Source organism: Amycolatopsis keratiniphila subsp. keratiniphila (assembly GCF_001620365.2).
GTDB classification, from domain to species: Bacteria; Actinomycetota; Actinomycetes; order Mycobacteriales; family Pseudonocardiaceae; genus Amycolatopsis; species Amycolatopsis keratiniphila.
Map to the genome: position 1 here is coordinate 108797 of NZ_LQMT02000042.1, position 26552 is coordinate 135348.

The following is a 26552-nucleotide window of genomic DNA, read 5'->3' on the forward strand; positions in this document are numbered from 1 at the left end:
GTCGGTCCGGGTGATCGACCGGTCGGGTTGGGGGACTTCGGCGCCGTATCCCGCCATCCGACGTGTCGAGATCTCCCGTTGTTGCCCCACGTGTGGCGGGCAGCGCGGCGAGCCCCGGAACCACAACTTTTACGAGGACGGACAGCACTTGTCGTGCGACGTCTGGGACAACCCGTGCGGCCACGTGGACATGCACGAAGCCGTTCTCGCAGAGGCAAAAGCCGACCAAACCAAAGGAGAGTGCCAGCATGGCCGCCACTGACCAGGCGCCGTCCATGACGGACGCCGATCGCGATCTGTGGCGCGAGCGGTTCGCCCGCGCCGCGCGCGAACCCGTCCGCGCCGCCGATATGGCCCCGGTTCTCGCCGTCCTGGTCGAGGCGCTCGAGACCGTCAACACCGCGCACGCGCAGCTGCTCGCCGCCGACGGTCTGCTCGAGACGCTGTTCGGCTACCTCGCCAACGGCGAGCGCGGCAACCCCGGCGAACCTGCCCGCCGCACCGGCTGGATCCGGCAGCGCCGGATCGACGAACTCGGCGAGCGGCTGCGCGCGTGGCGCGCGTCGTGGGCGCCGACGGAATCGGAGGTGTTCTGATGGGACTCAACGTCACTGAGGCGAACTCGGCCAACGTCGTGCTCCGGTACGTGATCGCGCTGCAGACCGCCTACCGGCCGCCGACCGCCCGCGAACTCGAGGGAATGCAGGACCTCGCCCGCGGCGCCACCAAGCGGCTGCTCGCCGGGCTCAACGAGACGCACGTCGCCGAGGCGTTCGCTCGCCCCGCCGAACGATACGACCTCGACGACTCCCGGCATCCCGTGTGGGGCGCCGTGTGCGACAAGGCCGGAACGCTCGAGGCGGTCATTGCCGCGGCCGACGCGCCCGACCCGGTCGACGCGTTCACCCGGCTGCTGGCCGAGGTCGTGCGCGACGTCGTCGCCCTGTACGACCCGTGGACGCCCGTCACGGCGGGGGGCGCGTGATGGCTACCCGGAAACGCGTCCGCATCGTCGCGCTTGACCGCGCCGCCCGCGTGCTGGTCGACGGCGTCGACATCTCCGGAGTCATCTCCGGGGTCGAGATCTCCCTGTCGCCGGGGCAGCCCGCCGAGGTCACGCTGCGCGTGCCGCGCGCCAACGTGGTGCTCGACGGCCTTGCCGACCTCGCCGTCGTCGCCGACGACACCGCCCCGCACAGCGAGGGGCCGACGGCATGAGCGACCAGAACGACACCCGCGAGCACATCGTCGACACGGCCGCCGTGTTCCTGCGCGCGGCCGGCGCCGACTCGCCGGAGACGGCCGACGCCGTGGTCGCCGAGTACCTCGGCGACGGCGACCCGATCGAGCGCTACGGCCGGTTGTGGTCGCTGATCTCGGTCGGGCTGGTCGTGGTCGGCGAGACGCTGCGCGCGCTGATGAACCCGCCCGGGCCGGTCGCGCTCGAGGCCGAGGAAACCCCCGACCCGACCGAACTCACGGCAATGAAGGCGATCACGGCGCAGGTGAACCTCGACGGCGAGGCCGCGCAGGACGTCGTCACCGGGCACGTGGCCGCCGAGGGGCTCGAGGGGCTTGTCGACCTGCTGCGCGCGTTCCTCGACGTCTACCGGCTCAACGCGATTTGGGGATCGGAGACGACGACGTGACCGACCCCGAGGAACTGCTGCGCAAGTGGCGCGAGGACATCGACAGCGTGCCCTACCCCGACCCCGACCCCGACGACGCCGATCCCGGCGATCGCCCTGCAGACACGGGCGGTCGCTGACCGGGCGGGGCCGGAGTCGCTACGGCGACCCGGCCCCGCTTTCCAACTGGGACAAGGAGAAACCCCGTGATCCACCGGCACGACCCCGCCAACCCGGCGCCCGCGCGGCGCCGGGTTTCCGCGCGTATTCCGGGCGGTGCCTCATGCCGTGGCTGAGGCTCAACGACGTCGGCTACGACGACCCTCTCGTGCACGCCGTCGGCAACAGCGCGTACGGGGCCCTGACGCGCCTCAAGCAGTACGCGAGCGCCCAGCGCACCGACGGGTGGCTGCCCGCCCTCAAAACTCGCCAGATCGCCACACGGCGCGAACTCAAGGCGTTGACCAACGTCCGTCTCGGCGACGGCCCGCCGATGCTCCACCAGCCCGGCGACGAGTGCCGATGCCTCGAGGGAAAGAAGTGGCCCGAGGCGCTCGGCGGGTACTGGGTGCACGCCTTCCTCGACGAGAACCCCTCACGGGCCGAGAACGACGTGCACCGCGCCAAGACGCGCGAACTCAAGGACAAGGAACTCAGGGCCGCGGTCAAGGGCCGCGACGGCATGTTCTGCAGGTACTGCGGCATCACCGTGAAGTGGGCCGACCGCAAGACCCCGGCTGGTGGCGTGCTCGACCATGTCGACCCGAAGATCGCCGCCGGTGCCGACAACCTTGTCGTGGCCTGCCGCGGCTGCAACGGCCGCAAGAAGGACTGCACCCCCGAGGCCGCCGGGCTCATCCTGCTGCCCCCGCCGAACCTCGCCGCGATCAACGCGGAATCAACGCCGGATCAACCGCCGATCACCGACCGATCACCGGATCGACCAGAAACCGACCCGGATCCCGCGCAGAACACCACTCAGACCGAAAACCAGGCCCCACCAGCGGAATCCGACACCAACACCAGGCCCGACCCTGCCCAAAACCAGCCACAGAACCCCATGATCACCGACGGAATCACCGACGCGATGACTACCGGGACGGGTAGGGGACGGGACGGGGTAGCTCCCCAGACAGGCCCCACCACCTACCGGGACCGCGTAGGCGATGCAGGACCCAACGGCCACCGCCCCACCGTGGGCCCCGCCGACACACCCCGCGACCAACTCGCCCCCAACCCCTACACCCGCACCGCCACCCCGCCACCGCAACCGCCGGGACATCCCCGGTGACTCGCTACCGGGGCCAGTTCAACAACCGCGAGCTCGACGTCCTCGCCGCGGCCGAACTCCTTGAGCGCGAACGCGAACTCGCCCTCGCCGTCGACTGCCCCGAATGCCACCAGCCCGCCGATCACCCGTGCCTCACCCCCGACGGCCGACCACTACATGCCCCCGCCCACTGGCGACGGATCCGGGCGGCCGACCTCCACCGACAGGAGCGTGACTCCCAATGACCACCGAACCCGAACGCCCCGACCCGGCCGACGTCGTCGACTTCATCGAGACCGTGGTCGACCTCGAGCCGTGGCAACGCAGGTTCGCCGAGGCCCACTTCGCCCACGTCCGGCAGGTTGACGACGTCGCCCGGTCGACGCTCGCCGCGATCGTGCCCGGAGTCGCGGCCGCCGCCGTCCACATCGGCCGGTCGTTCGCCGCGCTCGCCGAGGCAGTGCAGTCCGCGGTGCCCGCGTTCGCCGCCGTCCACGAGGTCGCCGCCCGCGACGACGCCCGGTTCGCGCGGGCGCTCGAACACCGCCGTACCCGCAACACCGGACCCGCCCGGCAGCCTCGGCCGCCGCGCACGATCAACGCGAGGGGAACCCGCCCGTGACCGCCGAACCGACCGACCCGAAGACCCTGCGGCAGTGGCAGGCCGAACTCGCCGCGCTCGCCGCCAAGCTCACCGACCCGATCACCCTCAAGGTGATCCGCGACGACATGACGACCACGACGCACACCAAACCGGGATTGCTCGAGCAGCTGCGCCAGGCCCACGCGCACGGCGGCGAGACCGGCAAGGCATCGGGCAGCTCGCCCGGTGTCCCGATCCGGGTCGCCGCGGCCGACCTGCAGCGCAACCTCGACCGCGAGGCCGCCACCCTGCACTTCAACGCGCTGGTGCAAGACGCCGATACCGTGTCCCGGATCCGGGCGGCCGCCGGCATCGCCGGGCGATGGGCCGACGTCCACCAGGTCGCGGCCGCCGTGCTCGAGCTGCGGTACATGGTCGAACGGATCGAGGAACTACTCGACCCGCCGCGACGGCTGCACATCGCCGCCGCGTGCCCCGCGTGCGGGCAGGGCATGGTGTGGCGCCTCGACCCGAGTACCGGCGAGTTGGTCCAGGCCCCGGCGCTTGCCCTCGACGCGCGCACCGGCTGTACCTGCCTCGGCTGCGGGCAGGTGTGGGGCCCGGAAAACCTCGAGTTCCTGCAGGGCGTGCTCACCGTGGAGCAGGCCCGGCGGCCGCGGCTGCGTAGCAGCGCCGAGGGCAACGGCCACCGATCCGAGGTTCCGGTCACCCACACCGGCGACCCGGACCGTAACGACGACCAGGCGCACGCGCGATCTGCTGCAGTGAACTCCGAACCGCAAGGGGGAACACGTCCATGACGACCGACAACGACCGGCCGACCGTCGGCTGCGAGCACGCGCACAACGTCAACGGCAACTGTTTCGAGCCCGGTTGCCCGAACTCGAACAGCCGGCGCCACCACCCGCACGCCGGGCAGCCCGTCGACGAGGTCGCCGAGTTCGTGCGAGCCCGCCTCACCGGCGCCAAGGAAACCGCGGAACAGCTGCCCGGCCACTTGGCCGCGCGCGAGGTGCGCCGGGTCGACGGGCTGCTCGAGCTGCTCGACGTGTGGGAGGCGAACCGCTTTGCGGGCGACCGGCCGCACCCACTCGAGCTGCGGCTGCCCTCGCTGCTCGCCGCCGAGTTCATCCCCGACCCTGACCAGCCGATCACCCCGCTGTTCGATCCCCCCTACGACGAGCAGCAGACCGTGACGAACAGCCTCGAGGAACTCGGCCGCACCGTGGCGCGGCTGTACGAGGACGACCCGGCCGAGAACCAGCGAGTACAAGCGCTGATCAACCGGGCAATGGCTGCCTCGGCCGACACGTTCGCCGCGCTCGAGGCGATCGCCGCCGCGTGCGCCGACCTGTCGCTGCCCGCCGACACGCGGTAGCCGAACCCCTGTTCGACAGGCGAGTGATCGTTCTGCATACTGGGGGCACTTAGGCGAAGTGTGCCCGGACACGGCACCGAGAGAAGCCCCGGCCACTGGTCGGGGCTTCTCTCGTTCTCGCCGCCCTCAGGAGATCTACGTCATGGCTGACGTGGTAGCGCCGTCGTCGCCGGGTCGCTGTTCGGACTCCACGTGTCCGAGACCCGGCCCAACACTTCGGGGTGGGGGATGGGCTCGGCGAACGGCAGGCCGTGGCGCCGGGTTACCGCGCAGCTGCGCGAGATTGCGGCAGCGTCCGGCGCGGCGTGCGGGTTGTGCGGGCACCGGATCGACCTCGGCCTACCGGCCCGCCACAAGATGTCGTTCACCGCCGACCACATCGTGCCGCGCAGCAAGGGCGGACCGGACACCCTCGACAACGCCCGCCCCGCCCATCGCCGGTGCAACTCGAGCCGCGGCAACCGCGCGGCCGAGGCGCCGATGCCGACTTCCCGTAGGTGGTGACCGCGCATGCCGTGGATCAAACGACAGAAGCACCAGCCGCACCGGTGCATGACGCCAGGCAATCTCAACACCGCGCTCCGGGACATCGCGAGCGCAGGTGACCAATGGCAGTGCGACGCGTGCGGCACGGTCTGGACCGTGCACCGAACCACCTCGCCAGCACAGCCGTTCGAGTTCCGCGAGGACTTCACGTAGGTGGTGATCAGGTGCGGCAGGTAGTGGTGATCGCGGGCCCGATCTGCGCGGGCAAGACCACGCTCGCGCACAAGCTCGCCGACGAGAACGGCGGGCGCGTGCTCGACCGTGACGAGATCGCCCGCGCGATGGGCAGCCCGCGCAAGTGGTTGCACAGCAGGGCATACAGCCGACAGGCCGAACACGTGATGCGGCTCGAGCTGGACCAGATCGCCAAGGCGCGCGAGGGCATCGTGTACGTGGTGCGGTCCCTGCCCGTCGCGGCACAGCGCGCCGCGCTGGTCGACCGGCTGCGCGCCGAGTTGATCCTGCTGGATCCCGGCCGCGACGAGTGCATACGCCGCGCGCGTGCGGACCGCCGGCCACCGGGCAGTGTGCCCGCTATCCACCGGTGGTACGCGCGGTACCTGCCCGGCACGGAGGAACAGGAACCCGAAGAGCACTTCGCGACCTCGCGTGACTGGTGACCACTGTCCACACGCGACACACCCGCGCTCATCGATGTGCACCGCGCTGACCTGGGTTTTTTCGGCGCGAGGGCACGGGAGACCCCGCGCCCACCATCCCTGAATTTCTCCCCGGCACGAAAACACAGGGCGGAGGGTGATCACATTGACGGCCGAACGGATCACGACGATTAGCGATGTGATCGCCGACGAGATCAAGGCGACGCGCAAGCGCGCCGGGCTCACGCGCGGCGAGTTCGCCGCGGCCGCATGGGAGAAGGGCGCGCCGGAGTCGTTCAGCGCCGCCGTGGTCGGCTACATCGAGACCGGCCGCCCGGACAAGGAAGGCCGCCGGCGGCGCGAGGTCACGGTCGACGAACTGCGGTTCATCGCCGCGGCTGCAGGTACGACGCCGCTCGGTCTGCTCGGCGAGCACGCCGCGCTGCTCGGTGGCGACGAGCCCCCGGAGTGCCCGCGCTGCGCCGCGGAAACGGGCACGCTCGAGCGGCAGGTGCGCGAGGACATTGCCGCACTCGGCGACCTCGCCGACACCGAACCGGCGCTCGCCGAACTCGCCTACGCCCTCGCGGCCGCGGTCGACCGCGGTTCCGACGAGAACCCGATACCGCCGCTCGCGAAGGAACTGCGGGCGACGCTCAAGGCGCTGACCGACGCCGTAGCCGTCCGTACGGCGCCGGATGACGACGACGAGTTCGGCGACCTCGGCGACCCGGAGTAGCTCACGAGGGGAGGCCCCCGCGTGCCGCTGTCCGAAGAGGACCGAACAGAAGCCCTCAGGGCGCAGCTGCTCGACCTGTACGGGCTGCGGTGTGTTCCCCGATGGGGGACGCCGCGCGACCTGTCACGGAAGACGTACGGGCCCAAGGTGGCGCGGATCGCCGAGGCGTTCGGAACGCCGTTCATGCCGTGGCAGCGCTACGTCGCCGACGTCGCGCTCGAGGTCGACCCTGTCACCGGACGGCTGGCCTATCGCGACATCCTGCTCATGGTGCCCCGGCAGTCGGGCAAGACCACGCTGTTGCTCGCCAAGATGGTGTGGCGGGCGAACGCGTGGCCGAGGCAGAACATTCTCTACTCGGCGCAGAATCGCCTCTCGGCCCGTAAGAAGTGGGAAGAGGAACACGTCGCCGCGCTCGACGCTGCGCAGCGTTTCCGGGGCCGCTACACCGTCCGCAAGGTCAACGGCAACGAGGCGATCCGGTGGCGCAACGGGTCGCGGCACGGCATCACCTCGAACACCGAGACCGCCGGCCACGGCGAGACCCTCGACGACGGCACGATCGACGAGGCGTTCGCGCTCGAGGATGCCCGGTTGGAACAGGCGTTCTCTCCGGCGATGATCACGCGGCCGCAACCGCAACAGTGGTTGGTGTCCACCGCGGGCACGCTCGCGAAAAGCCATTTCCTCAACGGCAAGCGCAAGCGCGGCCGCGCCATCATCGAACGCGGTGAGCCGTCCACGTTCGCCGTGTTCGACTGGACCGTCGGCGACGAGTACGACCGGGACGAACCGGCGACCTGGTGGGCGTGCATGCCCGCCCTCGGCCACACCGTCACCGAGGCCGCCGTGCGTTCGGAGCGGGAGAAGATGGAGGCCGCCGAGTTCGACCGCGCCTACCTCAACGTGACGAAAGTGGTGGTCGTCGCCGACGACCCGAACGTGCCCACCAAGTGGTGGCCGGACCGGCACGACGCGCGATCGAGCGCGGCCGACGTGGCGCTCGCGGTCGATATCACACCGGACCGACAGAAAACCGCGATCATGGCCTACGGGCACCGCCCGGACGCCCGCGGGCACGTCGAACTCATCGAGCTGCGTGACGGCACCGACGGCGTGGTCGAGAGGCTTGTCGAACTGCGCGACCGGCACAACCCGGTCGCGGTCGGTCTCGACGTCGCAGGCCCCGCCGGGTCGCTGCTGGTCCCGCTCAACAATGCCGGTTTCACCACGCCCAAGGATCCGATGAAACCGGGGCGCGGTCAGCTCGCGATCCCGACGTCGCGAGAGTTCGCCGCATCGTGCGGCGCGTTCGCCGACGCCGTGGAGCACGATCACCTGCGCCACCTCAACCAACGACCGCTCAACGAGGCGTTGACCGGCGCCCGTACTCGCCCGCTCGGCGACGCGTGGGCATGGGCGCGGCGCACGAGCGACTCGAATATCGCGCCGCTGGTGGGCGGAACTGTTGCCCGGTGGGCATACGAGAGTCGCGCGCACCTGGTGATCGACGACTATGACGTGCTGGATTCGGTGTGGTGAAAGGAGAATCTCGGATGTCGCGTGACCTGGTTACGACGCTGCTCGACCTCGCCGGGCTGCTGCTGGTCGCCGCCGGGATCGGCGCCGCGCTGTTCCCGCTGATCGGGTGGGCGACGCTCGGCCCGGTCGGTGTTCTGCTGCTCGCCGGGTCACGGGTCGCGGTGTGGATCGGTACGCCGGCCGCCGCGCCTGTGTGGTGGAGGAAGCTTCGCGGGGGTGGTCGCTGGTGAGCCTGTTCTCTCGCGCGTCCACCGTGGACGATTCCGAGATCCCCACGCGGCCGGTGTCCGGCCGCACCGGTACGGCCGTGGTCACCAACAAGTCCGCGATGCAGCACTCCGCGGTGTGGGCGTGCTTGCGGCTGCGTGGCGACCTGATTTCCACGATGCCGGTCGACGCCTACCGGATGGTGGACGGGATCCAGGTCGAGACGAAGAAACCGCCGGTGCTGGTCGCGCCGGGCGGCGAGCGGATGAAGCTGCACGAGTTCCTGTACTCGACGCAGGTCGACCTCGACCGGGCGGGCAACACGTTCGGCATCATCACCGCGTTCGACGGTCTCGGCCTGCCCGCGCGGATTGAGCTGGTCGACCTCGCCGAGGTCACCGTGCGGATCATCGACGGCCAGATCGACCACTTCCGGATCCGGAGGCAGAAGTACCTGCCTCACCAGGTGTGGCACGAAAAGCAGTTCACCGTCGCCGGTCTCCCGATCGGACTGTCGCCGACCTCCTACTCGGCGATGAGCATCGGTCAGTACCTCTCGGCGCAGCAGTTCGCGCTCGATTGGTTCACCGACGGCGCGATCCCCGCCGGCGAACTCCGCAACACCGAGAAGACGGTCAGCCCGGTGGAGGCGACCGCGATTAAGCAGCGGTTCAAGGCATCTGTCGCCGGGCGCGATCTGTTCGTGCACGGCAAGGACTGGGAATACAAGCCGATCCAGGCGATGGCCTCGGACGCGAATTTCCTGCAGGTGCAGCAGTTCGGGATCGTCGATATCGCCCGGTTCTTCGGGTGCCCGGCCGACGTCATCGACGGCGCGGTCGCCACCGGGTCGATCACGTACGCGTCGATCAGTCAACGAAACCTGCAGCTGCTCATCATGAATATCGGCCCGGCCATCTTCCGTCGCGAGTCCGCGCTGTCGGACCTGTTGCCGCGGCCGCGGTTCGTGAAGCTCAACAGCGACGCGCTGTTGCGGATGGACCCGCAGACCCGCGCCGAGGTGATCGGTAAGCAGATCGCCACGCGGCAGCTCGCGCCGTCCGAGGCCCGCGCGCTGGAAAACCGGATGCCGTTCACCGACGAGCAGCTCGCCGAGTTCGACCGGCTGTTCGGCAACCCCCGCACGCAGCCCACTACTGCAGAGTCAGGAGCGACGACATGACCCCCGAGTCTCGCGCGGCCGCGGCCGCCGAACGCAGCCGCGCCGTTGCCGCGCGGGCTGACCGGCCCTCGCAGCGGCGCGCGGCCGAACACGACACCACGCCGCCGCGCGTGTCCGCGCAGCTGCGCGGGCTGCAGCTGCGCGACTCCGCGACCGGTGGCGGGCTCGAGTTCGACGGATTCGCCACGGTGTACGACCGCGGCTATGAGATGTGGGACTACTACGGCCCCTACACCGAAGTGGTGTCCGCCGGTGCGGCGAGTGAAAGCCTCGCCCGCGCCGACCTCGACGTGCCTCTCGTGCTGCAGCACCAAGACCTGCGCCGCATCGCGCGCACGACGAACGGGTCGCTGCAGCTGACCGAGTCCGACGAGGGTCTGCGCGTGCTCGCGCCGAACCTCGACCGCGAGGACCAGGACGTGGCCTACATCGTGCCCAAGCTGCGCGCCGGGCTGATCGACGAAATGTCGTTCAAGTTCCGGATCACGTCCGGGCAGTGGTCGCCGGACTACACCGAATACCGGATCAACGCGTTCGACCTGCACCGCGGCGACGTCGCGATCGTCGGCTACGGCGCGAACCCGCACACCGCCGGCGCCGGGCTGCGCGCCGCCGCCGATCCGCTCGAGGCGCTGCGCGCGCTCGACGAGGACCAGGCTCGCGCCGCGCTCGCCGCGCTGCAGGCCCGTTTCACCACGACCCCCGCACCGTCTCGTGTCCTCATCACCGACGAGGACACGAGGATGCGCCGCCTGTAGGCGGCGCGCTTTCCCTGCTGCTTCGCGTAAGGAACCCCGCACCGCGCCCGCGTGGCCTGGTCTGGGAGTCACCGCCTGCTGCCCGCAGGGCCATCCGACAGAACAACGATCCCCCGCCACGCGGGAGGGAGGACGACGTCGACATGACGCTCGCTCAGCTCATCGCGCAGCTCCGGGGCCAGATGGCCACCAAACTGGAGCAGCGCAACGGATACGCCTCGACGCTCGCCGAACTGCGCTCGCAGGACATGGTCGACGAGGCCAAGGTCGCCGAGGCTCGCAAGGCCAAGGACGACCTCGACACCGAACTCGACGCCCTGCAGGCACGGGTCGCCGACCTCGAGGCGGAACAGGCCCGCGACGACGCAGCCGACCGGCTGCAGCGCGAGACCAACCCCGGCGCCCCGCGCCCCGCCTACGACCAGGTGGCGCGCGTCGGCACCGAGGAACGCACCTACCGCGCCGACCAGGACCGCAAGGGCGCCGGGTTCGCCCGTGACGTCGCGGCCGCGTTCATCGGCGACTACGGCGCGCAGGCCCGCCTCGCCCGCCACATGAGCGAGGAACAGGTCGAACGGGGCGCGCAGCTCGAGGGCGCGCAGCAGCGCGCCGTCGGCACCGGCGCGTTCTCCGGGCTGGTGGTCCCGCAGTACCTCATCGACATGTACGCGCCGATGGCCACCACCGGCCGCCCGTTCGCGGACGCCTGCCGACACCACGACCTGCCGGAAACCGGCATGACCGTGAGCCTCGGCCGCGGCACCACCGGCACGAGCGTGGACGACCAGACCGCGGAGAACACCAACGTCTCCGAGACCGACTATGACGACACGCTGTTGACGTTCCCGGTTCGCACCGCGGCCGGCCGCCAGACCGTGTCGCGCCAAGGTGTCGACCGTGGTGTGCGGGTCGACGACACGATCGTCGAGGACCTGTACAAGCGGTACCACGCGAACGTGGACTCGAAAACGCTCAACCTCGCCACGGTCGGTCTCTCCGCGGTCGCGACGCCGGTCACCTACACCGACGCCACCCCGACGGCCGAAGAGCTGTACCCGAAGATCCCCGAGGCGCTCGCCGGGGTCGAGGGCTCGCTGCTCGACGTCGCGTCCGGCGAGAACATCGCCGTGATGCACTCCCGCCGCTGGTACTGGCTGCAGAACGCCATGAGCACCAAGTGGCCGCTCATCTCGCAGCCCGGCATTGTCGAGAAGACCCTCGGCGCGAACTACGCCGAACGGTACGGCTCCGGCATCCGCGGCGTGCTGCCCAACGGCACCCCGGTGCTGGTCGACAACAACATCGCCACCAACCTCGGCGCGGGCACCAACGAGGACGAGATCTACATCGGCGACAAGAACGAGTTCCACCTGTGGGAGGACCCGAACGCGCCGGTTCTCATCCGCGCCGAGCAGGCCAAGGCCGAGTCCCTCGGCATCGTCCTGGTGGTCTACGGCTACTACGCCTTCACCCACACCCGCTACGCGCACGCCCGCAAGATCTCCGGTACCGGGCTGATCACGCCCGCGTTCACCGGAGTCTGATCCACCCCTGTCCACCTGCAGCGGCGAGCACCGTCCACACCGGACCGTGCTCGCCGCTGCGCGTTTCACCCTGTCGCAGGAAGGAAATCGGAATGAGCAACGAGGACCAGGCCCCCGCCGTCGCGCCGGACGCCACCGCGCCGGAGGGCACCGCGGCGGGCGCCGCCACGTCGGCGACCGACGACGCGATGATCGCCGCGCTGCTGCGTGAACGCGCCGCCTACGCCGGTCGGGGCGGCATGGAAGACCGGGTCAAGGCCGTCGACGAGCAACTCGCGCTGCGCGGGTACACCGAACCGGCCGAGACCGAGACCGGCGCACCGGCCGCGCAGGGCGACGGCCCGCCCAAGGATCCGAAGCCGGCCACCGCGAAGCGTCAGCAGACCAGGTAACCGCGATGGCCGAGACCGTCTACGCCACGTTGGCGCCGCTCAAGGAAGCGCTGAACATCCCGGCGACCGACACCAGTGAAGATGCCGCGCTTGCTCGGCAACTGGTCACCGCGTCGCGCGGGATCGATCGTGCATGTGGCCGGTACTTCTACCGGGACGACACCGCCACAGCGAAGACGTTCCCGGTCGTGGGGCGGACGCTGTTCGCCCCTGAGGGGCACCTGCTGCTCACCGGTGACATCGCCACGCCCGACGGGGTGGTCGTCGAGGACGGGCACGCCTACGGCCAATTCACGCCGGTGACCCGGTTCGAGCTGTCACCGCTCGCACCGGATCCCGGTTGGCCGCACACCGGGATTGCCACGGACCGGATATGGCCGCAGGGCCCGACCGGGCGCGTGCGGGTCACCGCCGTGTGGGGATGGCCTGCCGTTCCAGACGACATCGTGCAGGCGACGTTGCTGCAGGCCGCCCGGCTGCATCGCCGCAAGGACTCCCCGGAAGGGGTGAGCGGGTCGGCTGAATGGGGCTTGATCCGTATCAGCCGGACCGATCCGGACGTCGCCGCGCTGATCTCGCCGTTCGTGCTCCCCGGATTCGGATAGGGGGCACGGGTGGATATCGCCGCCGTCAAGGCCGCGGCCGCGGCCGCCGTCGAGGCTCACGTCGCCGGGCTGCGCTGCTTCGCGTTCGTCCCGGACGCGATCAGCCCGCCGGCCTTTTTCGTCGCCGAGGTCGAGGTCGAGTACGACGGAACGTTCGGCCGCGGCATGGACACCGTCTACCTGACGTGCCGTCTACTGGTGTCGCACGCGACCGACCGCACCGGGCAGGAACAGCTCGACGGCTACCTGCGCGGCGCGGGCCCGCTCTCGGTCAAACAAGCGATCGAGGCCGACCCGTCGCTCGGCGGGGTGTGCGACGCCGTGCGGGTCCAGCGGGTATCGGGCTACGGCCTGTACGAGCACAGCAACAGCCAGTACTACGGCGCCGAGTGGCGCGTGTTGATCATCGGGCGGGGGAACTGATCATGTCGCATTTCGTGCTGCTCAACTGCCGGTTGTTCACCGGCGGCGCCGACCTCACCGGATCCTCGAACAAGCTCGAGCTGTCCGCCGAGGTCGGCGACGAGGAACGCACCAACTTCGCATCTGGCGGATGGAAAGAGGTTCTCGGCGGACTGCGCGAGACCGAACTGTCGGGCGGGGGCCAGTGGGAGGCGGGCGACCCCGGTCGGGTCGACGACGCCCGGTGGTCCGAACTCGGCGGACTCGGCCCGTGGACGGCGTGCCCGGACCGTGCCGACCTCGGCGCACTGGCGTGGTTCACGTCGGCGATGTCGGGCGGGTACAAGCTCGGCGACCAGGTCGGCGCCGTCGCGCCGTGGGAAGGCCAGGCCAAGGGATCGTGGCCGCTGGTCCGCGGGCAGATCGCGCACCCGCCCGGCACCGCCCGTACCGCGACCGGCACCGGTTCCGGGATCCAGCTCGGCGCCGTCCCCGCCGGGAAACATCTCTACGCCGCGGCTCACGTCCTGTCGATCGCGGGCACCGGCTCGCCGTCCATCACGCTCGGCATCGAGTCCGACGTCGACAACACGTTCGCCTCGCCCACCGACGTCGTCACATTCGGGGCCGCGGGTGTTCTCAGCGGGCAGATCGCCCGCGCACCGGGCCCGGTCACCGACACCTGGTTCCGTCCGAAGTGGACCATCACCGGCACCGGCCCGTCGTTCCTGTTCGTCGTTGCCCTCGGCATCGCCTGACCCTGTAAGGAGAAAACCCATGCCGCACATGGTGCTGCTCGCGTCGTACCTGTCGATCAACGCGGTCGACGTGTCGGAACACTCGAGCAAAATCGAACTCAGTGTCGAGGTGTCCGACGAGGACGCGACGACGTTCCGGTCGCTGGGCTGGAAAGAGGTTCTCGGCGGGATCAAGGAAGGCAGCTTGTCGGCGACGTTCAAACAGGACATCGCCGCCGGTGAACTCGACGCGACCATGTGGCCGCTGCTCGGGACGCTGGTTCCGTTCGAGGTGCGGCTGTCCGACGCCGTGGTCGGTGCCAGCAACCCGAAGTACACCGGGACCGTGCTCATGAAGAAGTGGGCGCCGATCGCCGGTCAGGTCGGGTCGATCGCCGAGGTCGACGTCGAGTGGCCAACGTCCGGGGCGGTTTCCCGCGCGGTGTCGTAGATGCCGGTCGACCTCGACCTGTCGGGCCCGGAGAAGCGGTTGCGCGACATCGCGCGGGCCCTGCGCACCGAAGAGGACGGTAAGCAGCTGCGGAAGGATCTTGCGCGGAACCTGCGTACCGCGCTGCAGCCCGCTCGGCAGCAGGCCCGCGCCGCCATCCGGTCGATGCCGTCGCAGACCAAGCACCCCGGCAGGTCGTTGCGGTCGGCGATCGCCTCGAAAGTGCAGGTCGTCGCGAAGATGTCCGGCAAAGCAGCCGGCGCCCGCGCGGTCACCAAAACGATCAAGCTCCGGGGCTTCACTCACGCTCCCCGGCGCACGAACTCCGCGGCCGGTTGGTCGCATCCGAACTGGAACCACGGCAGCACGTCCCACCAGGTCGGCAAACCGGACTGGTTCGACGACGCCATGCGCGGCGCGGCGATGGACGCCCGCCGCCGCGTGGTCGACGCGATGGAAGCCACCGCGCGTCGCCTCTCCCGAAAGGTGTGAACCCCTTGAAATTCGTCATCGCCTACAGTCCCGACGACGGGCCCGCGCAGCGGTACGACTTCGACGCCGACGACCTGCGGGTCGCTGCGGCCGAGGACCTCGAGCGTAAGTTCGAGGGCAGCCTCGACGAACTGCAGCAGGCGCTCATGTCCGGATCCATCCGCGCGAAGCGCTGCGCGCTGTGGCATGTTCTGCGGCAGCAGCACAAGGAACTGCGTTACGACGACGTGGATTTCCGCGCGGGTGAGGTCGAGGTCATCCTCGACCGTGAGGTGCTGGAGAAGCTGCACGACGCCGTGCAGACCGCGACCGGTGTCCCGGAGGACAAGCGGCGCGCCGCGGTCGCCGCGCTCAAGGCGCAGCTCGACAAGAGCGACGAGGGCCAGGCGGACGAGGTGCCCGCCCCGGCGGGAAAAGCGCCATCGAAGAAAAAGCCCGCAAGTACTGCCTGAGAATCTCCGAGATTCTGCACATTCGGCCGTGGGAACTCGGGCTACTCACGGTCTCGCAGTTCCACGCGGCGTGTGCGTACATCGACCAAATCGTTGAGGCACAACAAAAAACTTCATAGCGGTGAGGGGGTGTCATGGCGTCCGATACGTCCCTGCTGTTCGACATCCTCGGCCGTGACGGCGTGTCTAGTGTGTTCCGGGAAATCCGGCGGGAGGCACTCGTCACGGCGGGGGTGATGCGCGCCGCGGGCGAACAGACCGCGGGCATGGCGGCGAGCAACGCGCAGAGCATCCTCGGTCTCACGCAGAAACTCGCGTTGTTCGGCGCGGCCGCGTCCGCGTCCGCACTGGTCGCCGGTGGCGCGCTCGCCGCGGTGCCGCTGGCGTTCGCCGGTATCGGCGCCTTGGTGCTCAAGGAGAACGCCGTTGTACAGCAGGCGTTTTCCTCGCTCGGCTCACACGTCAAGTCGCAGCTCACGACGTTGGCGGCGCCGCTGGTGCCGGTGTTCGCGGGAATCGCGCGTGAGCTGCGCGTGACGTTCGATCAGCTCGCCCCAGCTTTTGGGCAGATCTTCGCGGCGATGGAAATTCCCCTGATGACGCTGACCGAAGGGGTGACCGGATTCGCATTTCAGGCCATGCCGGGGCTGGTGACCGCGACACAAGCGGCCGGACCTGCGTTTGAAGGGATCGCCGATTTCCTTGCCTCCCTTGGAGGTGGAGTCGGGCAGCTCATGGCGAACCTGTCGACCGCGTCCGCGGCCGCCGGGCAAGCGTTCTCGGCGCTCGGCCCTGCGTTGGCCGAAATCCTCGGCCTGGTCGGCGCGGTTCTCGCCACGCTCGCTCAAGCGGGAGGCCCGATCCTCGAGGCGCTGCTGCCCGTGATTGTGTCCATTGTGGACGGTCTGGCGGGTGCGCTGATCCCGGTGATCCAGAGTCTCGGCCCGATTTTCGTGCAGGTCGCGACCGCTCTCGGGCCGCTCGCCGACGCGCTCGTCGGGCTGTTCGAGGCGGCCGGACCCGCCGTGACGGAGATCTTTTCGCAGCTCGGCGGGCTACTCACCGGCTCGCTGATCCCGGCGCTGACGCAAGTCCTGCAGGCGGTCACCCCGCTGGTGCCCGCGCTACTGTCGCTGCTCTCGCCTATCCTGCCGTTGGTGCCCGCGGTCGCCGAGATCGCCGCGTCGTTCGCTACCGCGCTCGCGCCGATCCTGGTGCAACTGGTGCCGATCGTGTCGCAGATCGCGACCCTGATCTCGCAGTTCGCGGCCGATACGCTGCGGCAGCTCGCCGCTGCGATCGTGCCGCTTCTGCCGACTCTCGGTCAGCTCGCGTCCACCCTCGGTGGCGCGATTCTCCAAATCCTGCAAGCGATCTCACCCGTGCTCGGCTCGCTCATCGGCGCGTTCGTGCAGCTGCTACCGCCGCTGGTGGGGCTTCTGCCGCCGATCGTCGAACTCGCGGTCGCGCTGACGCCGCTGATCGTGCTGGTGGCCGATCTCGCCGCGTGGCTGATCAACACCTTGGCGCCCGCGTTCACGTTCTTGGTGACGCACATCGTGCAGTTCCACGCGTTTACGTTCCAGCTGTTGGGCGCCGTGATCGGGTTCGTCGTCGACGTTTTCGGTGGTGCCTGGGAATGGGTGAAGAACGCGACCGGTCGCGCGATCGACGGGATCAAGAACATTGTCGGCTGGTTCGGCAACCTGCCGGGCATGATCTCGGGGTGGTTCGGCGAGGTCGTGCGCTGGATCCGAACCCGCTGGGACGAAGCAGTGTCCTTTGTGGCCGGTATCCCTGGGCGGATCCTCGGCGCACTCGGCGATCTCGGCGGGCTGCTGGTCGGTGCTGGACGTGCGATCCTCGACGGTTTCCTACGTGGCCTCAAGAACGCGTGGGGTGCTGTCACCGATTTCGTGGGCGGCATCGCGTCGTGGATCGCCGACCACAAGGGCCCGCTGTCGTATGACCGGAGGTTGTTGCAGCCCGCCGGTGAGGCGATCATGCAGGGCTTTCACGATTCCTTGGTCGAGAACTTCGGTTTGGTGCAGGGGTTCGTGCGCACGATCGGCCCGTCGATCGCCGCCAGTGCGGGCGGTCTCGGCGGAACGCTCGGCGCCGGATACGGCCCGCCCGGTGGCGGCCCGCCCGGCGCGGCCGCGGCCGCCGGCGGATCCGGCGGCCGGTCTCTGGTCCACATCGAGCACTACCACCCACCCGCCGACGCGCCGCCCGGCGAGGTCGCGCGCGATCTCGACTGGTTTTCCAAGAGCGGGGGTTACTGATGGCGGGCGAGCTGGTGACCCTCGACGGTCAGGTCGAGTGGCGCGACACCCTGCTCGGCACCGACACCGTGTTCGGCACAACCCGGATCACCGGCCTGTGGGACCTGCCGGGGCAGCGCGGCGGAAACACCGCGCTGCCCGGCTACCACGGCAGCTACCTCGGTCAGCTGCTCTCCACCGACCGCGAGGTCGTGTGGGAGTGGAAGTACCTCGGCGATCATCCCGGACTGCCGGCCGCGCTGGACACGCTGCGCCGGATCACCGCACCGGGCGAGAACCCGGACAACGAGGCGTTGGTGATCCAGCTCGACGGGCGGCCCATGCTCGTGAACGCGCGCGTGAAGCGCCGGGCGATCCCAACCGACCTCATGTATGCGAACGTCGGCTACGTCGCCGGTGCGGTCTCCTGGGAGGCCAACGACCCGCGGTTGTACAGCGTGGCCGAGAAGACGGTCAGCACCCGGCTCGCGGTGCCTGCCGGGGGCGGGCTCGACTTCGGATCCGGCGGTCTGGACTTCGGATCGGGCGGGCTCGACTTCGGCCTCGGCACCACCGGCGGGCAAGCGATCGCCACCAACGACGGGCACGTGCCCACGTGGCCCGTGCTCGAGATCACCGGCCCGGTGCCCGGACCACAGATCATCTACGGCGGCCGCGTCCTGATGTTCGATCCCGCGTGGACCGTCCTCGCCGGACAGACGTTGCGGATCGATACCGCGCCCGGTGCCCGCACCGTGCTGATCAACGGCGTGAGCGTGCGGCAACGGCTGTTCGTCGCGCAGTGGACACCGCTCGAACCCGGTGTCGCGACCCGGATCCAGTTCACCGGCGCCGCCTACGACCCGGCCGCCGAACTCCGCGCCACGTGGCGCGACGCCTACCAATGAGAAGGGGGTTTTCCCGTGGCTGAGCGTGATAGCTGGGCGACCATGAACGGCGCTACCCGCGTGGTCGACGCCGAGGATTCCCGCGTGGCGTTCGGCGCGCTGCTGCAGCCCGGCGCGACCGCGACCGCGAAAAGCGTCGGGATTATCAACTCTGCGGGGTCGCCGGGGCTGGTCTCCGCGACCGCGCCGACCCCGGACGTCAACGTCAAGGTGTTCGCGTTTCAGGCCGTCATCCCGGCCACCCGCGGCATGGGTCCGTACATCGCCACGCTCGACGCCGACAAGACCCTCAACGTCTTGGGCGCCGACCCCGCGGACCCGTCCAACGCCCGCCGTGACCTGATCATCGCCCGGCAGACCGACACCTACTACGCCGACGGCTCGACCGCGTACACGGTGCTGCGGATCAAGGGCACCCCGGCAGGATCCCCGGTCGACCCCGACCCGACGCAAGGCGGGCTCTACCCCGACTATCTGCTGCTGGCGCGGATCCGGATCGCCGCCGGCGCGACCACGGTCACCGGCGCGATGATCGACGACCTGCGCCCGGCGCGCGTGGTCGGGCTCGGCGGTGTCGTCCCGGTCGCGTCGCTGACCGAACGCGCCGCACTGCCGGCGGTTCCGGGGCTCACGATCTACCGGCGCGACAAGGGATGGACCGAGGTCTACAACTCGACGGCGGGCACGTGGCAGTGCCAGGGCACCGTGACCACGGGCGCGCTCGCCGACATCACCCATCCCTACACCGGGCAGCTGGCGATCCTCACCACCGACAACTACATGTACCGGTGGACCGGGTCCGCGTGGGTCGTGGTGGCCAACGTGTCGGGCACGACGCCGGGCGGTGACTGGGAACTCGGCGACCAAGGGATCGGCACGCCGACGCTGTTGACGAACTGGAGCGTTGTCACCCCGCCGGTGGGGCTGTCGCTCGCCGCGGGCGTGTTCACCGTGAACGTTCCCGGATGGTGGCACGTCACCTGCTCGGTGCGGTTCAACAACGCCACCGCCGACAAGTACGTGTTCGTGGCAGGCACCGGTCCCGGCAACGTCTGGGGCAAGGATTCAACGTCCGCCGCGGCGAACTCGCAAGCGATCGCGACAAAGAAGCTTGTCGCCGGGCAGCAGTTCCGGTGCTACGCCTACGCCGGGTCGCCGTCGACTGCTGTTCACGAGGGCGCGGGCGATGACGTGCCCGGTGTCAGCGCGGTGTGGTTGGGGCCCTGATGGCGGCGCCGATCTACACCTACATGGTGCACGACCTGCTGACCAACGCTCCGCTCGCCGAACTCCCGTTGTCCAATGTGGAGTATTCCAAGCGGCTCAACGATTCGGGGTCGGCGCGCGGAGCGTTCTCCGTCGAGTCGAGGACGAACCCGTTCCGCAAGGTGCGGGATCCGTACGACCTCACGATGCCCGGCCGCCGGTGCCTGTACGTCTACCGCGACGACAAGGTGATGTGGGGCGGCATCATCTGGACCCGCCGCTACAACTCGACCAGCCGCACGGTGGAGGTGGGTTGCGGCGACTGGTGGACGTATTTCGACCACCGCAAGGTGTTGCCGCTGCTGTCGTTCCCGGTGGCGCCCGCCTACGACATCGCCGAAATGCGGCTCACGTTCGGCGGCGATCAGAACGACATCGCCCGCGATCTTGTCGCCTCGGCGCAAGCGCACCCCGGCGGCGATCTCGGCATCGTCGCCGATGCGTCGCTGTCGCTGATCGACCGAACCCGGCAGTACGCGGGTTACGAACTGTCGTGGGTGGGGGAGGCGCTGCGGCAGCTCGCCGGGGTCGAGGGCGGCGCCGACATGATGTTCGACTCTGGCGGGCCCGACGCGAACGGCCGGCCAACCCGGTTGTTCCGGCAGGGCGAACCGTGGCTCGGCCAGCAAGGCAGTCCGTGGGTGTTCGAGTTCGGCGCGAACCTCATCGACTACACGTGGCCATCGGACGCGACCCGGTACGCCTCCCGCGGGTTCGCCACCGGCGAGGGTTCCGACGACGGGACGTTGATCGCCGCCGCCGAGGACACCAGCCGATACGCCGGCGGTTTCCCCCTCATCGAATCGGAGACCGCCTACACCACCGTGTCGAACGTCGACACGCTGCAGCAGCACGCCGACGCCGACCTGTTCGCCTCGCGTCTCCCGGTCGTCCTGCCGGAACTCGAGATACGCGGCGACCGGTCACCGATCGTCGGCGAATGGGGACTCGGCGACGACGCGCACGTGATCATCGAGGACGACTTCGTGCCCGCCGGGATCGACACCAGCCTGCGGATCATCGGCATGTCGATCAAACCCGGCGAGGACAGGGAAACCGTCCGGCTCACCTGCGGCCCGCTGCTCGACGACGTCGCCTGAATCGAAAGGACACACCACGTGGGGCAGCTCAACCAGCCGTCGAACCTGGTCGACCGGGTATCCAAGCTCGAGCGCGCGCTCGAGGCGTTCCGGAAACTGTCCGGCCTCACCTCGGCCATCATCCGCCGAGGCGGCATCACTCTGCTCGACGACTCGTTTCTCAAGGTGGTCGACGACCAGGGAACCCGGATTCTCTACATCGGACCGAACAGCGAGGGCAAACAAGTTTTCGCGCTCCGTCGGGAGAACGGCACCGTGATCCTGCAGGGGGACTACTTCGCCGGTGAACCGTTCTTCGCGATGCGCGACCAGAACAACGTGATCTTGTTTTCCGACAACGCCGCCGGGTTGGGCGGGATGGCGCGGCCGTGGCTGCCCATCCCGATGTATCCGAAGTTCGTGGTGGAAAGCGACGTTCCGCCGAATCCGGAACTTGGCTTCACCTACGACTACATGTTCATTGACAACTCTCAGTTGGCATCGGAAAAGGTCCTTTGGCAAGGCCGCGCGAGCGTGCTCCACAAGTTCGTGGAGCTGCGAGTGGTGACAGGTCGCGCGATCGGCGGGAGCCACGTTCCCCGATACAGGCTGAAGTTCAACGGCACCACGGTCGGTCAGTGGACCGACATCGGGCTGTCGAACGTCATACGCGGACCGTACGACATTTCGGAGTGGCTCGACCAGAACGACGTGTCCGTGCAACTGACCTGCAGTCTCGATACCGGCGGCGCCGGGTCGACTGCCTGCCAGATCGACAGCGTCTACATGCGACAGTAAGGAGGGCGCGCGATGCTCCCCGAACCCGGAAACCCTGTTAGCTGGCAGTACGTTCGTGAGGAGCTAGCCGCCCTGCGCACCGACTTGCACGGCGAACTCGGCGGTGTCCGGACTGACCTCGCCGACCTCGCCCGCGATCTCCGCGCGCACATGATGCAGCAGGGCCCGGAGATCGCCGTCATTAAACGTCGGCTCGACGAGATCGAACGCGACGTCGCCGACCTGCAAATGTCCAAAAAGGACACATGGAAATTCTGGGGAACGATCGCGGTTGCCGTGCTCGCCGTGGTCGTTTCCTGGTTGTTCACCCTGATCGGAAAGTGAGACACGATGGGGAAACCCTGGTATGTGGCGAACTCGCTCGACATCCTGCTCGGTCAGGTCAACGCGATGGCGCCGGACCGCTCGCGCGTGTCCGACGGATCGATCGGCGACGCTGACCACTCGGCCCGGCTGTCGGACCACAACCCGAACGACTACCGCAACAGCGCCGGGCGCTATCAGGTGTGCGCGCGGGACTTCACCCACGACCCCGGCGACCTCGACGGGCAGTGGCTCGCCGACCGGCTCACCACACACGCCGACCCGCGGCTCAAATATGTGATCTGGAACCGGCGCATCTGGACACCCGGCATCGGGTGGAAGTCCTACAGCGGGAAGAACCCGCACACGTCGCACGTGCACGTGTCCGTTGTCGCCGGATCCCGCGCCGACTCCACCGCGCTGTGGAACCTCGGCGCCGCAGGCGCCCCGAACCCGCCCAACCCACCCCGGCCCACCGGCCGAATCCTGATGACGGAGGACAACGTGGCCACTCTGCCCGCATCCATGACCACCACCTACGAGGTACTTGCCGTACCTCCGGCCGCTCAAGTGAGTCTGATCTTCGCGGCCAAGACGGTGATCTTCGGCGGTCACATCTACAACTGGACGCCCGACCCCGGCAAGGGAACCGGCGGCGACCCCGGCCGGTGGCGGACCGAGGTACAGGAAGGCGAGGAAATCCGGATCCCGCGCGGCACGTCGAAAGTCCACATCGAATACTCGTGCGCCTCGCCGGTGTCCGTGTTCATTCAGGCGATCGCGTGACCGCGCAGCACGGTAGCCCGGTCGACGAACCGGGACTCGGCGCCCGGCTCGCCGCGGTCGCCCGCCGGTTCTGGAAACTGCTCGGCGCCGTCGCCGGTGGCGCGACCGGGGTCGGGGTCGCGTCCGTCCTCGACGCCGTCGGGGTCGACGTCGGCCCGTCCGGCGCGGCCGGTATCGCCCTGGTCCTCGCCGCCATCGGGACGTGGCGGGCACCGCGGAACGTGACCGACCTCGCCGAGTGGCTCGGCGAGCTGCAGGCCCACGTCGCCGCGCAGGGCGGCGACCCCGCCCGGCTGCAGGACGGCGCGGGCGAACCGCCCCCGCGCACCTAACACACCACGCGGCCGCCCCGCGCTACCCGTTCCGACGGGCAGCGCGGGGCGGCCGCTTTCATGTCCGGCGCAGTCGGCCCCGCGCCGGGTCGACCGCCGGCGGTTTAGCCGACTCGCCACCAATGGATGATCACGGGCAACTCCCATCGCAGTTCGGGGCCCCGCACTCGCAGGGCAGGTCGGGCAACTCTTCGCCGTAGCTCTTGCGGTACGCCTCTTTGCCTTCGTCGGTGTAGTTGCCGTCCTGAGACGTACCGTCGGGATTAGCCTTCACTCTGTTCGCTCTCTTCCCGCCGCTGCTTGTCGCGTTCCTCCACCTTCTTCACGTTCTCTTCGGTCCACAGTTCGTTGTACGCCAAGGAAAGACTCACTTTCGGTTCCGGATAGAAGGTTGCCGGGGGCGGGCGCCCCGTGCGCGCCTCACCCCCGGCGCCCGCCGCCGGGGTGCGGCGGGCAGTTGCCGGGGACCGGCCATCACCCCGGCCCCGGCCCCCCGCCGTCCACCTCCACGCAAACGGCGGGGTGTTTGGAACCCGGTCAGCGCGCGCAGGGGAGCCCGCCACTGACCGGGCGGCCCGACGTCGCTCGAGGGTTTGCGCGACGCCGGGAGCTTCGTTGGGCGGTCAGGCTGGTGACGGCATCTCGCCGTGGCCTGCCACCGGTCGGGCGAGCGACACACGGCCGCCGTGTATCCGCACGTCGCCGTTGTCGAGGGCGCGATACAGGTAGCCGCGGTCGGTGAACTCTTCCGCGTTGATCCCGCCGGCGCCGACGAGGATCTCGGCGGACCCGGCCCCGGCGCCCAACCCCAAGACCCACACGCGGCCCGCGCCGACCTCGGCGAGGAAGTGTTCGTAGCTGCCCACCTCGACCGCGCTCATGGCGGATTGCCTTCCTGCGCTGCAGGGTCGGTCAGGATGTCGCCGGGCTCGATCAGCTTGCCGTCGAGTTCGGCCGCGCGGTACGTCAACGCCACGCCGATGCGGACCAGGTCGGTTCCGACCTTGCGCAGCGCCTCGGCATAGGCCGCGTCATCCGGCTGCAACGTGAACAGCTCGAGCGTGACCCGCCCGATGTCCGCGTTGACGCGCGCGATCCCGGCGAACAGCTTTCGATCATGCTCGTGCACGACGCGCCTCCCGTGCGCGGTGCCGCGCGTCCATGTGCGCCAACCGCTGCAGGTGCTCGCAGTCTTCGCAGGCGCCCACCACGGCCCGGTGCCGCGCGTCGAGGCGCATCCGGCCGACCTCGCCCACGTCGTGACCGACCGGCCACGGCCGTTGCCGCTCGCACCACGCAACAACGACCGTGGCCCATTCGTCGGCGAGCCGCGCGACCGGGTACAGGTGCGACGTTCCGGCGAACTGCCGCCACTCGTACTCATCCGCGACACACGGGACCTCGACCAGGTGCTGCGTCGGGACACGACGTCGCCGACCGAACAGCCGGCGCCGCGTCGCCAAGGAATGCCTCACCACAGCGGCTCACCGCCGTTGCGCGCGTCCTCGGTCGCCTGCTGCAGCGCCGTCACCAGACCCTCTACGAGTAGTTCGTCGACGACCAGCCCGCACACCCCGACCAGCAGCGCGGGCGCCAGGCCCGCGGGGGTCTCGACCACGCCCGTGAGGATGTCGACACGCTGCCCGGTCAGGCCGACACCGGCCAACTCCCGAAGATGCCGCCACCCCGGCTTGGTGGGCTGCGTGCGGACGCTCACCGGTCATTCCGTTCAAGGCGCGTCACGTCTTCGCGGGACTGCTCAAGGTGGGCGGCTAACACGTTGCGTTCCACAGTGTCGAAAAGCAGCGTCGGACCGTTGTCGACGGCGAGGGCAACACGTAGTCGCCCCTGCAGGTCCCGGACTACGCCCGTGGCCACAACGACCCGCTTGCCGTTGATATCCCTGATCTGCTGTCGACGCTCGATCCGCCATCCCCGTGCTGCTGTCACACGATGAACGCTAGGAGTGATCAACTAGGCGAGGGGTACAGTTTGTACCTTCACCCGGTTGGGCTACGCGGCCAGCCCGACGCGATCGCACAGACGGCGCACTTCGGATTCGCGCCCGGTGGGCGGTCGTTTCCGTAGTTTGAGCAGCATGTCGCGCGCAAATCCGTTGTAGCTGATCGTCTCGTTCGCGACGCGCTGCGACCGGTCGAGCAGAGTCAGCACCCCGTCGCCGTCGCCCTCGAGCGCGTGCGCGCGGGCAACCTCGATGAGATGCCGCCCCCGGCGCGCGAGCGAAGGAATGGCCACCGGGTCGAACCCGTTCGCCGCGCGCAGTGCTTCGCCGGTGCGGCGCAGCTCCACGCCGAGGGTGACCGCGTGCGCGGACATGACGCTTTGCGAGAACGAGGATTGCGTGTGCCGGTAGTCGGCGCCGAGTCGCCGGGCGACCTGGTCGGCTTTCTCCCAATGCGCCCATGCCAGTCCATGCCGACCGCGGCGCGCGTGCACGTAGGCGACCTCTGCGTCGAGCGCGCCGACCATGCCGCGCCAATCGTCCGGCGCCCCGTCGAGGTACCGGGCGAGCGAGTCGCGGGCATCGGTGGCGAGGTCTACCGCCTCATCCCAGCGGCCGGCCTCGCGTAGCGCCTGCACCATCGCCCACGCGCCGCCCGCGATCAGGTACGGGTCGTCGGCCTCTTGCGCCTCGGTCAGTGCGCGGTCGGCGACCATCCAGACCAATTCGGGCGCGGGTTGGTAGGCGACGTAGAAGTCGGCGAGCTGGTACACGCCCGACAGGACCCGGCGCGCTTCGCGTCGTTCATCACCGCGGAGTGCCCGCACGGCGACCTGCGCGTCGCGGATGAGGCCCGGCAGCAGGGTTCCGAGTTGCGTTCGGTGGTCGGGCGATGAGTGCCGAACTAGCCACGCTTGACGCAGTCGAACGGCAAGGTGTGGCACGGATACCGGCTCGAGTTTGAGCGACACGCGATATTCGGTGAGCGCTGTCTGCACTGCGGAGAGCGCCGAGTGTCGCGGGCCCGCGTACAGCGAGACGGGCACAGCGTGCCCATCGCCGGTGAGCGTCGCCAAGTCGTCGAGTTCGAGCGCCTGCGCGATCCGGAGCAACATCGGTAGCCGCGGTGTCTGCAGACGACCGTTCTCGACTGCCTTGACCCATTCGCCGGTCTTCCCGACGAGCCCGCCCAACACCGGGCGGGACATGCCGCGCCGGTCTCGATAGTGGCGGATGCGTGCGCCGACCGAAGCGTCGACAGGCAAAACGTCGTTCATCAACGACCACCCTCATTCGCGGAGTCGACCCCTCCGCGTGCCCCCGG

The 26552-nt window shown here is 69.4% G+C and carries 39 protein-coding genes; 33 read left to right on the plus strand and 6 right to left on the minus strand.

Going from position 1 to position 26552, the window contains the following annotated elements; genetic code table 11:
• The first annotated feature begins 248 nt into the window (after positions 1-248).
• From AVR91_RS38585 to AVR91_RS38745, 33 genes are all read left to right on the plus strand, one after another.
• Positions 249-596 (plus strand): hypothetical protein, encoded by a 348-nt coding sequence (locus AVR91_RS38585; protein ID WP_063275885.1) that lies wholly within the window; start codon positions 249-251, stop codon positions 594-596.
• A complete protein-coding gene (locus AVR91_RS38590) occupies positions 596-985 on the plus strand; it encodes a hypothetical protein (protein ID WP_063275884.1) in 390 nt (129 codons plus the stop codon). Before AVR91_RS38585 ends, AVR91_RS38590 begins: the two co-directional genes overlap by 1 nt.
• The gene (locus AVR91_RS38595) at positions 985-1218 is read left to right on the plus strand and encodes a hypothetical protein (protein WP_063275883.1); all 234 of its coding nucleotides are present in this window, start codon (positions 985-987) and stop codon (positions 1216-1218) included. Before AVR91_RS38590 ends, AVR91_RS38595 begins: the two co-directional genes overlap by 1 nt.
• A complete protein-coding gene (locus tag AVR91_RS38600; protein WP_063275882.1) occupies positions 1215-1649 on the plus strand; it encodes a hypothetical protein in 435 nt (144 codons plus the stop codon). The genes AVR91_RS38595 and AVR91_RS38600 overlap by 4 nt, the downstream gene beginning before the upstream one ends.
• A complete protein-coding gene (locus tag AVR91_RS44375; RefSeq protein WP_267284150.1) occupies positions 1646-1768 on the plus strand; it encodes a hypothetical protein in 123 nt (40 codons plus the stop codon). Before AVR91_RS38600 ends, AVR91_RS44375 begins: the two co-directional genes overlap by 4 nt.
• Before the next feature lie 143 nt (positions 1769-1911).
• Positions 1912-2919 carry an HNH endonuclease gene (locus tag AVR91_RS43590; protein ID WP_063275881.1) on the plus strand — a complete coding sequence of 336 codons (1008 nt, stop codon included), beginning with the start codon at positions 1912-1914 and terminating at the stop codon, positions 2917-2919.
• Positions 2916-3143 carry a zinc finger domain-containing protein gene (locus tag AVR91_RS38610; RefSeq protein WP_063275880.1) on the plus strand — a complete coding sequence of 76 codons (228 nt, stop codon included), beginning with the start codon at positions 2916-2918 and terminating at the stop codon, positions 3141-3143. The genes AVR91_RS43590 and AVR91_RS38610 overlap by 4 nt, the downstream gene beginning before the upstream one ends.
• Positions 3140-3520 (plus strand): hypothetical protein, encoded by a 381-nt coding sequence (locus tag AVR91_RS38615; protein ID WP_063275879.1) that lies wholly within the window; start codon positions 3140-3142, stop codon positions 3518-3520. Before AVR91_RS38610 ends, AVR91_RS38615 begins: the two co-directional genes overlap by 4 nt.
• Positions 3517-4302 carry a DUF7340 domain-containing protein gene (locus tag AVR91_RS38620; protein WP_063275878.1) on the plus strand — a complete coding sequence of 262 codons (786 nt, stop codon included), beginning with the start codon at positions 3517-3519 and terminating at the stop codon, positions 4300-4302. The genes AVR91_RS38615 and AVR91_RS38620 overlap by 4 nt, the downstream gene beginning before the upstream one ends.
• Positions 4299-4880 (plus strand): hypothetical protein, encoded by a 582-nt coding sequence (locus tag AVR91_RS38625; protein WP_063275877.1) that lies wholly within the window; start codon positions 4299-4301, stop codon positions 4878-4880. Before AVR91_RS38620 ends, AVR91_RS38625 begins: the two co-directional genes overlap by 4 nt.
• A 192-nt stretch (positions 4881-5072) precedes the next feature.
• Positions 5073-5384 (plus strand): HNH endonuclease signature motif containing protein, encoded by a 312-nt coding sequence (locus AVR91_RS44045; RefSeq protein ID WP_228709454.1) that lies wholly within the window; start codon positions 5073-5075, stop codon positions 5382-5384.
• A gap of 206 nt (positions 5385-5590) precedes the next feature.
• Positions 5591-6046 (plus strand): AAA family ATPase, encoded by a 456-nt coding sequence (locus AVR91_RS38640; protein WP_158077424.1) that lies wholly within the window; start codon positions 5591-5593, stop codon positions 6044-6046.
• 136 nt (positions 6047-6182) lie between these two features.
• Complete coding sequence (locus AVR91_RS43595) at positions 6183-6764, plus strand: helix-turn-helix domain-containing protein (protein ID WP_211282819.1); 582 nt, start codon at positions 6183-6185, stop codon at positions 6762-6764.
• 21 nt (positions 6765-6785) lie between these two features.
• Positions 6786-8306: a terminase large subunit domain-containing protein gene (locus AVR91_RS38650; protein ID WP_063275872.1), complete on the plus strand. Its 1521-nt coding sequence runs from the start codon at positions 6786-6788 to the stop codon at positions 8304-8306.
• A gap of 14 nt (positions 8307-8320) precedes the next feature.
• Positions 8321-8536 (plus strand): hypothetical protein, encoded by a 216-nt coding sequence (locus AVR91_RS38655; protein ID WP_063275871.1) that lies wholly within the window; start codon positions 8321-8323, stop codon positions 8534-8536.
• Positions 8533-9696 (plus strand): phage portal protein, encoded by a 1164-nt coding sequence (locus AVR91_RS38660; RefSeq protein WP_211282820.1) that lies wholly within the window; start codon positions 8533-8535, stop codon positions 9694-9696. Before AVR91_RS38655 ends, AVR91_RS38660 begins: the two co-directional genes overlap by 4 nt.
• Positions 9693-10454 (plus strand): HK97 family phage prohead protease, encoded by a 762-nt coding sequence (locus tag AVR91_RS38665; RefSeq protein WP_063275869.1) that lies wholly within the window; start codon positions 9693-9695, stop codon positions 10452-10454. Before AVR91_RS38660 ends, AVR91_RS38665 begins: the two co-directional genes overlap by 4 nt.
• Before the next feature lie 143 nt (positions 10455-10597).
• On the plus strand, positions 10598-11998 hold the full coding sequence (locus tag AVR91_RS38670; RefSeq protein WP_063275868.1) for a phage major capsid protein: 1401 nt from the start codon (positions 10598-10600) through the stop codon (positions 11996-11998).
• A 92-nt stretch (positions 11999-12090) separates the two neighbouring features.
• Entirely contained in the window at positions 12091-12390 is a 300-nt protein-coding gene (locus AVR91_RS38675; RefSeq protein WP_063275867.1) for a hypothetical protein, read from the plus strand.
• 5 nt (positions 12391-12395) lie between these two features.
• Positions 12396-12995 (plus strand): hypothetical protein, encoded by a 600-nt coding sequence (locus AVR91_RS38680; protein ID WP_063275866.1) that lies wholly within the window; start codon positions 12396-12398, stop codon positions 12993-12995.
• A 9-nt stretch (positions 12996-13004) separates the two neighbouring features.
• Positions 13005-13418: a hypothetical protein gene (locus tag AVR91_RS38685; RefSeq protein ID WP_063823187.1), complete on the plus strand. Its 414-nt coding sequence runs from the start codon at positions 13005-13007 to the stop codon at positions 13416-13418.
• Positions 13419-13420: 2 nt separating this feature from the next.
• Entirely contained in the window at positions 13421-14155 is a 735-nt protein-coding gene (locus AVR91_RS38690) for a hypothetical protein (protein WP_063275865.1), read from the plus strand.
• A gap of 19 nt (positions 14156-14174) precedes the next feature.
• Entirely contained in the window at positions 14175-14585 is a 411-nt protein-coding gene (locus AVR91_RS38695) for a hypothetical protein (RefSeq protein WP_063275864.1), read from the plus strand.
• Positions 14586-15077: a hypothetical protein gene (locus tag AVR91_RS38700; RefSeq protein WP_063275863.1), complete on the plus strand. Its 492-nt coding sequence runs from the start codon at positions 14586-14588 to the stop codon at positions 15075-15077.
• Positions 15078-15082: 5 nt separating this feature from the next.
• On the plus strand, positions 15083-15529 hold the full coding sequence (locus tag AVR91_RS38705) for a hypothetical protein (protein WP_143254245.1): 447 nt from the start codon (positions 15083-15085) through the stop codon (positions 15527-15529).
• 134 nt (positions 15530-15663) lie between these two features.
• The gene (locus AVR91_RS38710; protein ID WP_063275861.1) at positions 15664-17814 is read left to right on the plus strand and encodes a phage tail protein; all 2151 of its coding nucleotides are present in this window, start codon (positions 15664-15666) and stop codon (positions 17812-17814) included.
• Entirely contained in the window at positions 17814-18701 is an 888-nt protein-coding gene (locus AVR91_RS38715) for a phage tail family protein (RefSeq protein ID WP_063275860.1), read from the plus strand. Before AVR91_RS38710 ends, AVR91_RS38715 begins: the two co-directional genes overlap by 1 nt.
• A gap of 15 nt (positions 18702-18716) precedes the next feature.
• Positions 18717-19928 (plus strand): hypothetical protein, encoded by a 1212-nt coding sequence (locus AVR91_RS38720; protein WP_143254246.1) that lies wholly within the window; start codon positions 18717-18719, stop codon positions 19926-19928.
• Positions 19928-21067, plus strand: coding sequence for a hypothetical protein (locus AVR91_RS38725; RefSeq protein ID WP_063275858.1), 1140 nt, complete (start codon positions 19928-19930; stop codon positions 21065-21067). The genes AVR91_RS38720 and AVR91_RS38725 overlap by 1 nt, the downstream gene beginning before the upstream one ends.
• An 18-nt stretch (positions 21068-21085) precedes the next feature.
• Positions 21086-21844 carry a hypothetical protein gene (locus tag AVR91_RS38730; protein WP_063275857.1) on the plus strand — a complete coding sequence of 253 codons (759 nt, stop codon included), beginning with the start codon at positions 21086-21088 and terminating at the stop codon, positions 21842-21844.
• Between the two features lie 12 nt (positions 21845-21856).
• Positions 21857-22168, plus strand: a complete 312-nt coding sequence (locus AVR91_RS38735) for a hypothetical protein (RefSeq protein ID WP_143254247.1) — start codon at positions 21857-21859, stop codon at positions 22166-22168.
• 6 nt (positions 22169-22174) lie between these two features.
• Positions 22175-22933: a hypothetical protein gene (locus tag AVR91_RS38740; protein WP_143254248.1), complete on the plus strand. Its 759-nt coding sequence runs from the start codon at positions 22175-22177 to the stop codon at positions 22931-22933.
• Complete coding sequence (locus AVR91_RS38745; protein ID WP_063275854.1) at positions 22930-23265, plus strand: hypothetical protein; 336 nt, start codon at positions 22930-22932, stop codon at positions 23263-23265. The genes AVR91_RS38740 and AVR91_RS38745 overlap by 4 nt, the downstream gene beginning before the upstream one ends.
• A gap of 623 nt (positions 23266-23888) precedes the next feature.
• Here AVR91_RS38745 and AVR91_RS38750 read toward each other — a convergent pair.
• The 6 genes from AVR91_RS38750 to AVR91_RS38770 form a co-directional block, all read right to left on the minus strand.
• Positions 23889-24146 carry a hypothetical protein gene (locus AVR91_RS38750; protein ID WP_063275853.1) on the minus strand — a complete coding sequence of 86 codons (258 nt, stop codon included), beginning with the start codon at positions 24144-24146 and terminating at the stop codon, positions 23889-23891.
• Positions 24143-24394, minus strand: coding sequence for a hypothetical protein (locus tag AVR91_RS38755; protein WP_063275852.1), 252 nt, complete (start codon positions 24392-24394; stop codon positions 24143-24145). The genes AVR91_RS38750 and AVR91_RS38755 overlap by 4 nt, the downstream gene beginning before the upstream one ends.
• A complete protein-coding gene (locus AVR91_RS38760) occupies positions 24381-24728 on the minus strand; it encodes a hypothetical protein (protein WP_076857533.1) in 348 nt (115 codons plus the stop codon). The genes AVR91_RS38755 and AVR91_RS38760 overlap by 14 nt, the downstream gene beginning before the upstream one ends.
• Positions 24729-24736: 8 nt before the next feature.
• Complete coding sequence (locus AVR91_RS38765; RefSeq protein WP_063275850.1) at positions 24737-24982, minus strand: hypothetical protein; 246 nt, start codon at positions 24980-24982, stop codon at positions 24737-24739.
• Positions 24979-25215, minus strand: a complete 237-nt coding sequence (locus tag AVR91_RS43045) for a hypothetical protein (protein WP_143254249.1) — start codon at positions 25213-25215, stop codon at positions 24979-24981. The genes AVR91_RS38765 and AVR91_RS43045 overlap by 4 nt, the downstream gene beginning before the upstream one ends.
• Positions 25216-25278: 63 nt before the next feature.
• Complete coding sequence (locus AVR91_RS38770; protein WP_063275849.1) at positions 25279-26505, minus strand: helix-turn-helix domain-containing protein; 1227 nt, start codon at positions 26503-26505, stop codon at positions 25279-25281.
• Positions 26506-26552: the final 47 nt, after the last annotated feature.

Bases quoted from the DNA above. Each gene is read 5' to 3' on its own strand.
- AVR91_RS38740 (WP_143254248.1), top strand. From the start codon at position 22,175: ATGGGGAAACCCTGGTATGTGGCGAACTCGCTCGACATCCTGCTCGGT.
- AVR91_RS38695 (WP_063275864.1), top strand. From the start codon at position 14,175: ATGCCGCACATGGTGCTGCTCGCGTCGTACCTGTCGATCAACGCGGTC.
- AVR91_RS38680 (WP_063275866.1), top strand. From the start codon at position 12,396: ATGGCCGAGACCGTCTACGCCACGTTGGCGCCGCTCAAGGAAGCGCTG.
- AVR91_RS38665 (WP_063275869.1), top strand. From the start codon at position 9,693: ATGACCCCCGAGTCTCGCGCGGCCGCGGCCGCCGAACGCAGCCGCGCC.
- AVR91_RS38670 (WP_063275868.1), top strand. From the start codon at position 10,598: ATGACGCTCGCTCAGCTCATCGCGCAGCTCCGGGGCCAGATGGCCACC.
- AVR91_RS38590 (WP_063275884.1), top strand. From the start codon at position 596: ATGGGACTCAACGTCACTGAGGCGAACTCGGCCAACGTCGTGCTCCGG.
- AVR91_RS38710 (WP_063275861.1), top strand. From the start codon at position 15,664: ATGGCGTCCGATACGTCCCTGCTGTTCGACATCCTCGGCCGTGACGGC.
- AVR91_RS43590 (WP_063275881.1), top strand. From the start codon at position 1,912: ATGCCGTGGCTGAGGCTCAACGACGTCGGCTACGACGACCCTCTCGTG.
- AVR91_RS38625 (WP_063275877.1), top strand. From the start codon at position 4,299: ATGACGACCGACAACGACCGGCCGACCGTCGGCTGCGAGCACGCGCAC.
- AVR91_RS38715 (WP_063275860.1), top strand. From the start codon at position 17,814: ATGGCGGGCGAGCTGGTGACCCTCGACGGTCAGGTCGAGTGGCGCGAC.
- AVR91_RS38735 (WP_143254247.1), top strand. From the start codon at position 21,857: ATGCTCCCCGAACCCGGAAACCCTGTTAGCTGGCAGTACGTTCGTGAG.
- AVR91_RS38675 (WP_063275867.1), top strand. From the start codon at position 12,091: ATGAGCAACGAGGACCAGGCCCCCGCCGTCGCGCCGGACGCCACCGCG.
- AVR91_RS38585 (WP_063275885.1), top strand. From the start codon at position 249: ATGGCCGCCACTGACCAGGCGCCGTCCATGACGGACGCCGATCGCGAT.
- AVR91_RS38725 (WP_063275858.1), top strand. From the start codon at position 19,928: ATGGCGGCGCCGATCTACACCTACATGGTGCACGACCTGCTGACCAAC.
- AVR91_RS38615 (WP_063275879.1), top strand. From the start codon at position 3,140: ATGACCACCGAACCCGAACGCCCCGACCCGGCCGACGTCGTCGACTTC.
- AVR91_RS38595 (WP_063275883.1), top strand. From the start codon at position 985: ATGGCTACCCGGAAACGCGTCCGCATCGTCGCGCTTGACCGCGCCGCC.
- AVR91_RS38700 (WP_063275863.1), top strand. From the start codon at position 14,586: ATGCCGGTCGACCTCGACCTGTCGGGCCCGGAGAAGCGGTTGCGCGAC.
- AVR91_RS38770 (WP_063275849.1), bottom strand. From the start codon at position 26,505: ATGAACGACGTTTTGCCTGTCGACGCTTCGGTCGGCGCACGCATCCGC.
- AVR91_RS38690 (WP_063275865.1), top strand. From the start codon at position 13,421: ATGTCGCATTTCGTGCTGCTCAACTGCCGGTTGTTCACCGGCGGCGCC.
- AVR91_RS38600 (WP_063275882.1), top strand. From the start codon at position 1,215: ATGAGCGACCAGAACGACACCCGCGAGCACATCGTCGACACGGCCGCC.
- AVR91_RS38750 (WP_063275853.1), bottom strand. From the start codon at position 24,146: ATGAGCGCGGTCGAGGTGGGCAGCTACGAACACTTCCTCGCCGAGGTC.
- AVR91_RS38655 (WP_063275871.1), top strand. From the start codon at position 8,321: ATGTCGCGTGACCTGGTTACGACGCTGCTCGACCTCGCCGGGCTGCTG.